The sequence below is a fragment of the Micromonospora sp. B9E7 genome, from assembly GCF_039871815.1.
Classification (GTDB): Bacteria; Actinomycetota; Actinomycetes; order Mycobacteriales; family Micromonosporaceae; genus Micromonospora.
Genome location: NZ_JBDPLX010000023.1, coordinates 26,507 through 39,599, shown reverse-complemented (window position 1 = coordinate 39,599; position 13,093 = coordinate 26,507). Strand labels below are relative to the sequence as shown.

Here is a 13,093-nt window from a genome sequence, read left to right as displayed (position 1 = left end):
AACGCCCGAGCGGGGCGCAGGTCGTGGCCGAACGACCGTCCGTCACTTCACGCCGGCGGCGTCCATGCCGCGTAGCTCCTTCTTCAGGTCGGACACCTCGTCACGGATCCGAGCCGCCAACTCGAACTGCAGCTCCCGGGCGGCGGCCAACATCTGGTCGTTGAGCTCCTGGATCAGCTGTGCGAGGTCGGCGCGGGCCATCCCCTCCCGCGAGGTGGTGGCCGCAGCGGACCGACTCCGGCTGCGGGTCTCCTTGACCGGCGCCTTGCCCCGGGAGAGCTGACGCACCGCACCCCCGACCCGGGAGTTCTCGGTGTCCTCCGCTTCGCGGTAGATGTCGTCCAGGATGTCGTGGATCTTCTTCCGCAACGGCTCCGGGCTGATCCCGTGCGCCTCGTTGTGCGCGATCTGCTTGGCCCGCCGCCGGTCGGTCTCGTCGATCGCCGCCGCCATCGACGGGGTGATCTTGTCGGCGTACATGTGCACCTGACCGGAGACGTTACGAGCGGCCCGGCCGATGGTCTGGATCAGCGAACGGCCGCTGCGCAGGAAGCCCTCCTTGTCGGCGTCGAGGATCGCCACCAGCGACACCTCGGGCAGATCCAGACCTTCGCGGAGCAGGTTGATGCCGACCAGCACGTCGTAGTCGCCCTTGCGCAGCTCGCGCAGCAGCTCCACCCGACGCAACGTGTCGACCTCCGAGTGCAGGTAACGCACCCGGATGCCGTTCTCCAGGAGGTAGTCGGACAGGTCCTCGGCCATCTTCTTGGTCAACGTGGTGACCAGCACCCGCTCGTCGCGGTCGGTCCGAAGCTTGATCTCGTGCATCAGGTCGTCGATCTGGCCCTTGGTCGGCTTGATCACGACCTGCGGGTCGACCAGACCGGTGGGCCGGATGACCTGCTCGACGAACTCGCCCTGGGCCTGCTCCATCTCCCAGGTGCCGGGGGTGGCGGAGAGGAAGACCATCTGGCCGACCCGCTCCAGGAACTCGTCGAAGCGCAGCGGTCGGTTGTCGGCCGCACTGGGCAGCCGGAAGCCGTGGTCGATGAGCATCCGCTTGCGGGACGCGTCGCCCTCGTACATGCCGCCGATCTGCGGGATGGTCACGTGCGACTCGTCGACCACGGTGAGGAAGTCGTCGGGGAAGTAGTCGAGGAGGCAGTGCGGCGGGCTGCCGGGCAGTCGCCCGTCCATGTGCATCGAGTAGTTCTCGATGCCGGAGCAGAAACCCACCTGCCGCATCATCTCGATGTCGTAGGTGGTGCGCATCCGCAACCGCTGCGCCTCCAGCAGCTTGCCCTGCCGCTCCAACTCGGCGAGGCGCTCGGCCAGCTCCGCCTCGATGTCACGGATCGCCCGCTCCATCCGCTCCGGACCGGCCGCGTAGTGCGTCGCCGGGAAGATCACCAGCTGGTCGACCTCCCGGACCACGTCACCGGTCAACGGGTTGAGGTAGTAGAGCTTCTCCACCTCGTCACCGAACAGCTCGATCCGGACCGCCAACTCCTCGTACGCAGGGATGATCTCCAGCGTGTCGCCGCGGACCCGGAAGGTGCCCCGCTGGAAGGCCATGTCGTTGCGGGTGTACTGGATGTCGACAAGCCGGCGCAGCAACTGGTCGCGGTCGAGCTCCTGGCCGACCTGCACCTTCACCGCCCGGTCGAGGTATTCCTCCGGGGTGCCCAGGCCGTAGATCGCCGAGACGGTCGCCACCACGATCACGTCGCGGCGGGTGAGCAGCGACATCGTCGCCGAGTGCCGCAGCCGCTCGACCTCCTCGTTGATCGAGGAGTCCTTCTCGATGTAGGTGTCGGTCTGCGGGATGTACGCCTCGGGCTGGTAGTAGTCGTAGTACGAGACGAAGTATTCGACCGCGTTGTGCGGCAGCAGCTCGCTGAACTCCTTGGCCAGCTGCGCGCAGAGCGTCTTGTTCGGGGCGAGCACCAGCGTGGGGCGCTGCAACCGCTCGATCAACCACGCCGTGGTGGCGCTCTTGCCGGTGCCGGTCGCGCCGAGCAGCACCGTGTTGCGGTCGCCACGCCGAACCCGACGCGCAAGCTCGTCGATGGCTGCCGGTTGGTCGCCGGCCGGCTGGAACTCACTGACGACCTGGAAGCGGCTGTCGAGCCGGGGAATGTCGAGCGCCATGCCGTCAACGGTACGCCGGAGGTCCGACAGGAACGGCCGTCACGCCAGGTACGTGATCGGCTTCAATATTCCCATTGTGTGGCCCATGTCACCGGGACTACCCTCTTCATGTAGGCCGCTCGCGGCGGCCGACCGGGCCGGTGGCCAGGCCGTCATCACGGCCGGCGACCCCCGGCACTGCGGTCGCAGCACCCGGCTCGCCCGGCGTGCGCACCCGTGTGGTCGCGCTCGAGGCGCAGACCGGCCGCCGCGAGCGCCCCTGCTCGTCACCCCGGTGCCTCCCCGCCCGTTTCATCTCCGTGGACACCTCTCCGACCCCGGCTCCCGACACCACCCCCCGCGCCGGCCGCAACGCCGATGCCAAACGGCGAGCTTCCACCGCACCCAACGCCGACGCTGGAGACGCACGGCGACCCACCACCGCACGCACCGCCGACGCTGGAGACGCACGGCGAGCCACCTCCCGCAACGCCGGGGACGCGCGGCGACCCGTCGAGGCCGGGGTCAGGCCCACCACCAGCCGATCCGCTGCCGCCCGACCGGCCAGCAAGGGACGGCCCGCCGGTACGCGCCGGGCGGCCACCACCCGCGGCACCGAGGGGACCGCGGCCACCACCCGCCGCAACGACACCTCCGCACCTGCCGTCGACCCGGACGGGGCCGGCAGAGCCCTGGCCAGCCGCCGTCGGCGTACCGTGCTGCTGTTGCTCGCTCTGACCGCGGTGACGTCCGCGGCGGCGCTGGTGTTCGGGCTGTTGAGCTGGGCACCCGACCCGACCGAGCCGACCCGGCCGCTGACCGTCGCCGAGGGCGAGCGGCTCGCCGCCGTGCGGGTCACCAACCTGCGGGACCTGCGCGCCGGGGTCCGAATCACCGCTGGCGTCGACGCCGCCCGGATCGAGCTGGTGGGTTGGGTGGACTGGTCACGGTCACTGCTCTACCTCGACGTGGGTGGGCCGGGCGCGGGTGCCGAACGCGGTCTGGTGCAGAAGGTCGGCCCGGTCCTGGTGGTCCGGCCCGACCCCGCAGCCGTGCCCACCCCCGCCGCGCCGCCCCTGGTGCCTCCCACGGACCGTTGGCGGTTGCACCGCCTGGCACCTGCCACGAACCTGGCACCGGTGCTCGACCTGCTCCTCGGCCTCGCCGCCGACCGCCCGGACGCGACGCAGGCGGTGCCCGGCGGCGGCGCGCGCTGGATCGCCCGGGACACCGTGGCCGCCGGCCCGGTGGACGTCCTGCAGGCGTCGCTGCCCGGGACACCACCCTCCGGTTCGGCACCCGGCAGCACCACCTCGGCCGCCGGTTCGGCGAACGCCGACCCGGACGGGCAGACCCGGTACTGGCTCGACCAGGACGCCCGCCTGCACAAACTGGTGACCCGGCTGCCCGGCGTCGGCCCGGTCACGGTGGTCCTCAACCGGACGGACCGGCCGACACTGCACCCGGTGGACGCACTCGGTGGCCGGCCCGGCCTGCCCCGCGCGCTGACCGACGCCGAGCGGCGTCGACTGGACCAGCTACCGGCCCGGTTACGCGCGCAGAGCGGCGCCACGGTGACGCTGACAGCTCCCGTGGGCACGGACACGAACCTGCGGGGCGCCGGCTGGTTGAGCTGGACCACACGTACCGCGTACCTCGCGGTTGTCGACCTGGGCCTGCCGGACCGCCGGACGCTGCTGCGGCGCGACACCACCGGTCTGGCCCGGGCGGACCTGCCCGCCGGCGCCGCCGGTGGCGGGACCGCGGAGGAGCCCGACCGGCCACCGCTACCGCCGCCGGCCGGGCCGTGGCGCGTCTCGCGATCCGGTAGCGACGCCCTGAGCGTGCTCGTCGACGCGGCGGTGGCCGCCGGGTCGGTCGGGCCACGCGGTACGGCCGTCCGGGTACGAGAGGACGTCGCCGGCGGACAGACCGTGGACGTCGTCGAGGTGGGCCCGGCCGGAGCGCGGCTACGCTACTGGATCGGTCGCGACGGCTCGCTACGCCGGCTGGAACTGCACACCGACGCCAACGCGTGGGCCCAACTGGACCTCCGCCCCACCGTGGTGCCCCGGCTGGGCCCGATTCCCCGGCCGGCTGACACCCCTCGCCCCCGCGCTGCCCGCTGACCGGTGCCGCTCAGGGCCGCCAGCCGGTCTGCTCGGCCCACTGCTCAGCCCGCAGGTACTCCTCGTCGAACCACGGATCACTGGCCGTGCCCGAGTCGCCGGCCTCCGGTGCCGCGTCGACCAGGTCGCGCTTGAGCAGCAGGTACGTGGCCCGCTGATCGGGGTCGGCACGCAGGTGGTCGCGCATCATCAGGGCGTACCGCCAGCCCGGCGAGTCGGCGACCCGCACATGCAGGCGAACCGGGCGGGCCGGGTCCGCGCTGCCGTGCAACCTCTTCGTCCACCGAGCGCTGCCGGCCGGACGCGGGTCGTCCCACCACTGCCCCGGCACCCGGGGGAATCCGGCATTCGCCAGGCGGTCGGCCAGCGCGCCATCGGCGTCGGCGAGGCTGGTCACGGCCACCTGCACGTCGATGACGTCCTGGGCGGCGAGGCCGGGCACCGCGGTCGAGCCGACGTGGTCGATCCGCAGGGCGTCCGAACCGAGCGCGTGTCGGATCCGGGCGGCCAACCGCGCGTACTGCTCCGGCCACGTCGCGTCGGCGCCGGCCCGGTCGGTCGGACTGGGCGGGACCACTCGCCGCTCGCGCAGATTGTCCTCGTAGGGCAGTAACCTCCGCTGCCAGAGCGCGTCGACGGCGTCGTGCAGGGCCGCCAGGGTGCCGTCGTTGGTCAGCACCACGTCCGCAGCGGCCCGCCGACGGACGTCGTCGGCCTGGGCGGCCATCCGCCGCTCAGCCTCCGCGCGGTCCATCCCCCGGTCACGCGCCAGCCGTTCCAGTCGGGTCGGCACGGCCGTCTGCACCACGATCACCAGGTGGTACGAGGGCGCGAGACCCACCTCGACCAGCAGCGGTACGTCGTTGACGACGATCGCGTCCGGCGCCGCGGCGGCGGTCAACTCCGCGGTGCGGGCCCGAACCCGAGGGTGGGTGATCGACTCAAGCCGACGGCGCGCCGCCTCGTCGGCGAACACCAGCGCGCCCAGCGCGGCACGGTCCAACGCGCCATCGGCGTCCAGCACCGCGTCGGAGAAGGCGGCAACGATCTCGGCCAGCCCGTCCGTGCCCGGTGCCACGATCTCCCGCGCCACCTGGTCGGCGTCGATGAGCACCGCGCCCCGCTCGGCCAGCCGTGCGGCCACCGCGCTCTTGCCCGACCCGATCCCGCCGGTCAATCCCACTCTCAGCACCCGACCAGTCAACCGGATCCCCAAGCCCACCACCAAACCCGTCCACCCGACCAACCCAGCCGGGTCCGGCCCGGCGCGGCCCAGCCCGGCACGACGCGGCGCGGCCCAGTCCGACGCGGCGCGGTCCAGCCCGGCGCGGCAGGGCAGCCGGCTCACGGCGAAGGCCCCGCCCCCGGCGATCCGGAGATCGCGGGGACGGGGCCTGTCGTCGTTCAGCGGGTCACTTACCGCCGGCGAGCTTCTCCCGCAGTGCGGCGAGCGCCTCGTCGGTGGCCAGCGTGCCGGCCGGCTCCTCGGCCTGCCGGCTCGGGGCCGGGCTGGACGAGGAGGTGGTGCCACCGCCGCCACCGGCAGCGGCCGGGACGACCGGAGTCGGGTTGGCAGCGGCTTCGGCGTCGGCAGCCCGAGAGGTCTGCACCTGCTTGGTGTGGGCCTCCCAGCGCAGACGAGCCTCGGCGTACTGGTTCTCCCAGGTCTCGCGCTGCTTGTCGTACCCCTCGAGCCACTCGCCCGTCTCCGGGTCGAAGCCCTCCGGGTAGATGTAGTTGCCCTCGGTGTCGTACGTCGCGGCCATGCCGTAGAGGGTCGGGTCGAAGTGCTCCTCGCCCTCGACGAAGCCCTCGTTGGCCTGCTTGAGCGACAGGGAGATCCGGCGACGCTCCAGGTCGATGTCGATGACCTTGACCATGACCTCGGAGCCGACCTGGACGACCTGCTCCGGGATCTCCACGTGGCGCTCGGCCAGCTCGGAGATGTGGACCAGGCCCTCGATGCCGTCGTCGACGCGGACGAACGCACCGAACGGAACCAGCTTGGTGACCTTACCCGGCACGATCTGCTGGATCGCGTGGGTGCGGGCGAACTGCCGCCACGGGTCCTCCTGGGTCGCCTTCAGCGACAGCGAGACCCGCTCGCGGTCCAGGTCGACGTCCAGGACCTCGACCTCGACCTCCTGGCCCACCTCGACGACCTCGGACGGGTGGTCGATGTGCTTCCAGGACAGCTCGGAGACGTGCACCAGACCGTCGACGCCGCCGAGGTCCACGAACGCGCCGAAGTTGACGATCGAGGACACGACGCCCTTGCGGACCTGGCCCTTCTGCAGCTTGTTGAGGAACTCGGTGCGCACCTCGGACTGCGTCTGCTCGAGCCAGGCCCGGCGGGACAGGACCACGTTGTTGCGGTTCTTGTCCAGCTCGATGATCTTGGCTTCGAGCTCGCGCCCGACGTACGGCTGCAGGTCACGCACACGACGCATCTCGACCAGCGACGCGGGCAGGAAGCCGCGCAGCCCGATGTCGAGGATGAGGCCGCCCTTGACCACCTCGATGACCGAACCGCGGACGACGCCGTCCTCGTCCTTGATCTTCTCGATCGTGCCCCAGGCCCGCTCGTACTGTGCCCGCTTCTTGGAGAGGATCAGACGACCCTCCTTGTCCTCCTTCTGGAGGACCAGGGCCTCGATGTGGTCACCAACCGTCACAACCTCGGCGGGGTCCACGTCGTGCTTGATCGACAACTCCCGAGAGGGGATGACGCCCTCGGTCTTGTAGCCGATGTCGAGCAGGACCTCGTCCCGATCGACCTTGACGACGGTGCCTTCGACAATGTCGCCGTCGTTGAAGTACTTGATGGTCTCGTCGATCGCGGCGAGGAAAGCCTCCTCGGAACCGAGATCGTCGTGGGTGACCCGGGTGGCGCTCGAGGGGGCCTCGATGCTGCTCGTCATGTGGGCGGTTGCTCCGGTCGGTGGGTTGTCACAGCAGGCTGGTGTCGCAGTGACCTGTTCGCGCCAGCGGATCCGTCGCCGGGCACACCGAACGATCGCTAGTGAGATCATGATGTGGCTCCGTCGACCGCGCACCTGCTCCCTGCCGAGGCAACGCGATCCGCGAGCGCATCGTCTAGCCTACCGTGCGCATTACCACAGCGTGCAAGCCCTCCCGGCTTCTCTACATGCGGTGACCTGCGAAAGGCGAACAATCGCCCGGAAACGACCCCTGCTGTCTCGTGCGTCACAGCAGTCACACACGCCCCCCGCCGGCGGGGCATCCGGGTGCCGGAGATGCCCCGACTTCCAGCGAAACCGAGTTGATCAAGCCCACACCCGCAGCGGCGCGCAGTCCGGCGCTCCGGTCGGCGAGCGGGCGGCCATCGGCACGTCCACCGCCGCTAGCTAGATCGACTCGGTCTTCTGGAAACCGGCGCGTCCCGGCGACTCGGACACGGCGACTCTACGGAAACCGTGTCGGTCGGGCGCCGCCGCGCGAGGAGTCGCTGGAATCTCGGCCGCGCCGCCGCACCCGACGCGGCGGGTAGGGCCTAGCGTGAGCGCCGTGAATGACGACAGCCGGGTCACCCGGCGCCGGGTGGGTGACGCCGAGGTCCGGCGGGCCAACCGCGGCTGGTGGGACACCGACGCCGACGACTACCAGGCCGAGCACGGCGCGTTCCTCGGCGACGTGGACTTCGTCTGGTGTCCGGAGGGGCTCCGCGAGGCCGATGCCCGCCTGCTCGGTGAGGTGTCCGGGCGGCGCGTGCTGGAGGTCGGCTGCGGCGCGGCGGCCGCCGCCCGCTGGCTCGCCACCCAGGGCGCCTGGCCGGTCGCCTTCGACCTGTCCGCCGGCATGTTGCGGCACGCCGCCAAGGCCGCCGACGACACCGGGGTACGCGTACCGCTGGTGCAGGCCGACGCGCTCGCCCTGCCGTTCGCCGACCGGTCGTTCGACCTCGCCTGCACCGCGTTCGGCGCGATCCCGTTCGTGGACGACTCGGCGGCCCTGCACGCCGAGGTGCACCGGGTGCTGCGCCCCGGCGGGCGCTGGGTGTTCTCGGTGACCCACCCGATGCGCTGGATCTTCCTCGACGACCCCGGCGAGGGCGGGCTGACCGCCGTGCACTCGTACTTCGACCGCTCCCCCTATGTGGAGCAGGACGAGTCCGGCGTGGCCACCTACGTCGAGCAGCACCGCACGCTCGGCGACCGGATCCGCGAGCTGGTCGGGGCCGGCTTCCGGCTGCTGGACCTGGTGGAGCCCGAATGGCCGGAGGGGCACGAGGGGATCTGGGGGCAGTGGAGCCCGCTGCGCGGACGACTCTTTCCCGGTACGGCCATCTTCGTCACCGAGAAGCCCACCGACTGAGCGCGTCGCACGCACTGTCCGACCCGCGGTCCCATCGATCGCCGGTAGGCTCAGCCCCATGAGCGCCGAGCCCATCCCGACATCACCTGGCCCCTGGTGTCCGGACCCGATGCGGCAGCAGCGTGCCGACTACACGCTGGAGGACCTGCTCGCCCTGCCGGACGACGCCCCCCGCGTCGAACTTGTCGACGGAGTAATCCAGGTGACGCCCTCCCCCACCCTGGGCCATCAAGACATCTCATTCCTCCTACGTCTTTGGCTTCACTCACGCGTGCCGGGCCATCTCCGAGTCGCCCAAGCGGTGGGAGTGGGACTCAGCCGCAACACCAGCCGGCAACCAGACCTGTTGCTCTGCCGCGCCGACGTGCCGTCCGACCGGTCCACTCTGCGGCCGTCAGACGTCGTACTCGCCGTGGAGATCGTTTCGCCCGGCACGCGACGGATCGACCGGTTCGCAAAGCCGGGTGAGTACGCCGCCGCCGGCATCCCGTTCTACTGGCGAATCGAGCAGGACCCGGTGCACGTGTACGCGTACCGGATCGGCGACCGGGTGGGGCCGGGCGGTGAGCGGCAGTACGAACTGGTCGACGACGGTGCCGACGTGATCGAGCTGACCGAGCCGTTCGAGATCAAGCTGCCGGTCGCCGAGATCACCCCGTAGTCGTTTCGCCCTGGCCGCCTCGGGTAGCCGAGGACCATGGCCGAACAGAGGTTCCGCAAGGGCGACCATGTCTCCTGGTCGGCCCACGGCAGCCGCGCGTACGGCGTGGTGCGGGGGACGATCACCGAGCGGACGCGGATCCGCGGGCGGGCCGTGAACGCGGCACCCGACGACCCGCAGTATCGGGTTCGCAGTGACGGAACGGGCCGCGACGTGGCCCACCGCCCCGAGGCGCTGCGCCATGAGCAGAGGTGACGACGGCCGGGACACCTATCGGGAGTTCACCGAGGCGGTGAACATGAAGCCCGGTGAGCTGTCGTCCTGGCTGGAGACCGACGAGTCGAAACAGGTCGGCTGGCACAAGGGCGGCCGTTCCGGTGGTGGCGAGTCCGTCGGGCACGAGTCCGGCCGGAAGATCATCAACCTGCTCCGCCGTAAGCGCGGCGATCTGTCCGAGGGCGACTACAAGCACATGCGCAAGGTCGTCGGCTACGTACGCCGGCACATGGCGCAGCGCCCCTCCGGCAACATCCGCGACACGAAGTGGCGCTGGTCCCTCATGAACTGGGGCCACGACCCGATGAAGTAGCGCACGGGGACCGCCTCCGGCGGGCTCCCCACCGCAAGATCCGCACAACCGCCGCAAGATCCGCACAACTTCGGCGAAGTTGCTGCCTCAGAACACCACGACCCAGCACTTTCCCCGAAGTTGCGCGGATCACGCTCGTGCCCGGCGGGCGGACAGAGCGCAGCCCGGCGGGAGAGAGCGGCCCGGCGGGCAGGACGGGGTGTGGCCCAGCGGGCGGGACAGAGAGCGGCCCGGCGAGACAGAGTGCGCCCAGCAGCACAGGGTGCAGCCCGGCGAGACGGGGCAGAGTTCAGCCCAGCACGACGGGGTGCAGCCCGGCGAGACGGGGCAGTGACGCGACTGCGGCAACCGGGTCAGGGTTCCGGGGCAGCCCGACCCGCGCAGGGATCAAGCCTGACCGCCCGGAGCGGGTCGGGCTGCCCCGGAACCCCCAACCGCAACGGGCGACCCGAACCCCAACCGCAACAGCGCGGCCCGAACCCCACCGCAACGGATCCGACTGCCCCCGGAACCCCCGCCGCAACCACGAGGGCTAAGAATCAGTGATCGGCGCTGTTCCAGTCCCGGCCTTCGCCCACCGACACCTCCAACGGCACCGACAGCGGGTACGCCCCGCCCATCTCGTGGCGGACCAGTGCCTCCAGTGCCTCTCGCTCACCTGGAGCGACCTCGAAGACCAGCTCGTCGTGCACCTGCAACAGCATCCGCGAGCGCAGCCCGGCCTCGCCGAGCGCGGTGTCGACGTGCAGCATCGCGACCTTGATGATGTCGGCCGCGGAGCCCTGGATGGGGGCGTTGAGCGCCATCCGCTCGGCGATGTCGCGGCGCTGCCGGTTGTCGCTGACCAGGTCGGGCAGGTAGCGGCGGCGACCCAGGATGGTCGAGGTGTAGCCGTCCTGGCGGGCCCGGGCGACGACCTGCTGGAGGTAGTCGCGCACCCCACCGAAGCCGGCGAAGTAGTTCTCCATCAGCCCGCGCGCCTCTTCGGTGCTGATGCTGAGCTGCTGGGACAGGCCGAACGCGCTGAGGCCGTACGCCAGGCCGTAGTTCATGGCCTTGATCTTGCGGCGCTGGTCGGGGGTGACCTCGTCGAGCGGCACCCCGAAGACCGACGAGGCGGTGGCGGCGTGGAAGTCGGCGCCGGAGTTGAAGGCCTCGATGAGCGCGTCGTCCGACGACAGGTGCGCCATGATGCGCATCTCGATCTGGCTGTAGTCGGCGGTGAGCAGGCACTCGTAGCCCTCCCCCACCACGAAGGCCCGGCGGATGCGCCGGCCCTCCTCGGTGCGGATCGGGATGTTCTGCAGGTTGGGTTCGGTGGAGGAGAGCCGACCGGTGGCCGCCACCGTCTGGTTGAAGGTGGTGTGGATCCGACCGTCGTCGGAGACCGACTTGAGTAGACCGTCCACCGTCGACTTGAGCTTGGCCACGTCCCGGTGGCGCAGCAGGTGGGCCAGCACCGGGTGCGGCTGCTGGGCGTAGAGCCACTGCAGCGCGTCGGCGTCGGTGGTGTAACCCGTCTTGATCTTCTTGGTCTTCGGCAGGCCCAGCTCGGTGAAGAGGATCTCCTGCAACTGCTTCGGTGAGCCGAGGTTGAACTCCCGACCCACCGCCTCGTACGCGCCCTGCGCGGCGGCCTTCACCTCGGCGGCGAAGTGCGCCTCCAACTCGGACAGGTAGTGCGTGTCGGCGGCGATGCCGGTGCTCTCCATGCCGGCCAGCACCCGCATCAACGGCAACTCGACCCCGGCCATCAGGCGGGCGGACTGCTCGCCGTCGCGGGACAGCTCGGCGTCGATCGCGTCGGCCAGGTCGAGGGTGGCCCGGGCCTGGAGCATCAGGTTCTGCTCGGCAACGCCCTCGTCGCCCAGCCCGTCGAGGGTGAGCTGGCCCGACTCCGGGACATCGACCCGCAGCTCCCGGTGCAGGTAACGCAGCGCCAGGTCGGTGAGGTCGTAGGAGCGCTGGTCGGGGCGGGCCAGGTACGCGGCGATCTGGGTGTCGCGGACGATGCCGGCGAGCTGCCAGCCGTGCGCGGCGCAGGCCAGCACGGCCGGCTTGCTGTCGTGCAGCACCTTGGGTCGCTGCGTGTCGGCCAGCCAGCCGGCCAGGGCACCCTCGTCGGTCGGATCGAGCCGCGCTGGGTCGACCCAGGCCGCGGCACCGCCGGCGGTGGCCAGCGCCAGGCCGGTGATCGAGGCGGTGTGCCGGCGGTTGACGCCGGTGTCGAGTTTGACCGCCAGCCCGACCGGCGTGCCGGTCGGCGCGTGCGTGCTCAGCCAGCCGGCCAGCGCGCCGGACTCGGTGAGCACCTCGCCGGAAAGGTCGAACCCGGACTCGGCCTCCGGCTCGACCGCCTCCAGGTACTGGTAGAGACGGTCGCGCAGGATGCGGAACTCGAGGGTGTCGAAGACCTGGTGCACGGCCTCCCGGTCCCACCCGGTCCAGCGGGTGTCCTCCGGGCGCAGCGGCAGCTCCAGGTCGGAGACGAGCCGGTTGATCTCGTAGTTGCGGATCACGTCGGCGAGTCGCTCCCGCAGGCTGTCGCCGGCCTTGCCCTTGATCTCGTCGGCGCGGGCGATCACGCCCTCCACTCCGCCGTACGTGGTGATCCATTTGGCTGCGGTCTTCGGGCCGACGCCGGGGATGCCGGGGAGGTTGTCACTGGTCTCGCCGACGAGCGCGGCCAGGTCCCGGTACTGCTGCGGGCCGACGCCGTACTTCGCCTCGATCGCCGCCGGATCCATGCGGGCCAGGTCGGAGACGCCCTTGCGCGGGTAGAGGACGGTGATCTGGTCGTCGACCAACTGGAACGCGTCCCGGTCACCGCTGCTGATCAGCACCGACATGCCCTGGTCGCGGGCCTGACAGGCGAGCGTGGCGATGACGTCGTCGGCCTCGAAGCCCTCCTTCTCCACCACCGGGATCTGAAGGGCGGCCAGGACCTCCTTGACCAGGCTGACCTGGCCCTTGAAGTCGTTGGGGGTCTCGCTGCGGCCGGCCTTGTACTCCGCGTACTGCTCGGTGCGGAAGGAACGGCGGGAGACGTCGAAGGCCACCACGATGTGGGTGGGCTGCTCGTCACGCAGGACGTTGATCAGCATCGACGTGAAGCCGTACACCGCGTTGGTCGGCTGACCCGTCGTGGTGGAGAAGTTTTCCACGGGCAGGGCGAAGAAGGCCCGGTATGCCATGGAATGTCCGTCGACGAGGAGCAGGCGCGGCGTCGTAGCTGTCACGGCAGCGACT

General features: G+C 70.9%; 8 protein-coding genes and 1 pseudogene. 5 read left to right on the top strand and 4 right to left on the bottom strand.

Annotated elements, in window-relative coordinates:
• Positions 1-42: 42 nt before the first annotated feature.
• A complete protein-coding gene (gene uvrB, locus ABGB10_RS27755; protein WP_347663950.1) occupies positions 43-2,151 on the bottom strand; it encodes an excinuclease ABC subunit UvrB in 2,109 nt (702 codons plus the stop codon).
• Positions 2,152-2,357: 206 nt separating this feature from the next.
• Between uvrB and ABGB10_RS27750 the strand changes: the two genes are divergently transcribed.
• Complete coding sequence (locus ABGB10_RS27750) at positions 2,358-4,259, top strand: hypothetical protein (protein ID WP_347663949.1); 1,902 nt, start codon at positions 2,358-2,360, stop codon at positions 4,257-4,259.
• A gap of 10 nt (positions 4,260-4,269) precedes the next feature.
• Here the strand turns inward: ABGB10_RS27750 and coaE are convergent, their stop codons facing one another.
• Both coaE and rpsA read right to left on the bottom strand, forming a co-directional pair.
• On the bottom strand, positions 4,270-5,451 hold the full coding sequence (coaE, locus tag ABGB10_RS27745; protein WP_347663948.1) for a dephospho-CoA kinase: 1,182 nt from the start codon (positions 5,449-5,451) through the stop codon (positions 4,270-4,272).
• 220 nt (positions 5,452-5,671) lie between these two features.
• Positions 5,672-7,291, bottom strand: a complete 1,620-nt coding sequence (gene rpsA / locus ABGB10_RS27740; protein WP_347663947.1) for a 30S ribosomal protein S1 — start codon at positions 7,289-7,291, stop codon at positions 5,672-5,674.
• A gap of 496 nt (positions 7,292-7,787) precedes the next feature.
• On the opposite strand from rpsA, the gene ABGB10_RS27735 reads away from it, so the two are divergent.
• The 4 genes and pseudogenes from ABGB10_RS27735 to ABGB10_RS27720 all read left to right on the top strand — a co-directional run.
• Positions 7,788-8,594 carry a class I SAM-dependent methyltransferase gene (locus ABGB10_RS27735; protein WP_347663946.1) on the top strand — a complete coding sequence of 269 codons (807 nt, stop codon included), beginning with the start codon at positions 7,788-7,790 and terminating at the stop codon, positions 8,592-8,594.
• Positions 8,595-8,652: 58 nt separating this feature from the next.
• Positions 8,653-9,255, top strand: a complete 603-nt coding sequence (locus ABGB10_RS27730) for a Uma2 family endonuclease (RefSeq protein ID WP_347663945.1) — start codon at positions 8,653-8,655, stop codon at positions 9,253-9,255.
• Between the two features lie 36 nt (positions 9,256-9,291).
• Positions 9,292-9,510 carry a DUF2945 domain-containing protein gene (locus ABGB10_RS27725; protein ID WP_347663944.1) on the top strand — a complete coding sequence of 73 codons (219 nt, stop codon included), beginning with the start codon at positions 9,292-9,294 and terminating at the stop codon, positions 9,508-9,510.
• Positions 9,497-9,835: pseudogene (locus tag ABGB10_RS27720) on the top strand (DUF3140 domain-containing protein); the annotation flags it as partial. The gene ABGB10_RS27725 and the pseudogene ABGB10_RS27720, both read left to right, overlap by 14 nt.
• Positions 9,836-10,383: 548 nt before the next feature.
• On the opposite strand, the gene polA reads toward ABGB10_RS27720, so the two are convergent.
• Positions 10,384-13,083 carry a DNA polymerase I gene (gene polA, locus ABGB10_RS27715; RefSeq protein WP_347663943.1) on the bottom strand — a complete coding sequence of 900 codons (2,700 nt, stop codon included), beginning with the start codon at positions 13,081-13,083 and terminating at the stop codon, positions 10,384-10,386.
• Positions 13,084-13,093 lie beyond the last annotated feature (10 nt).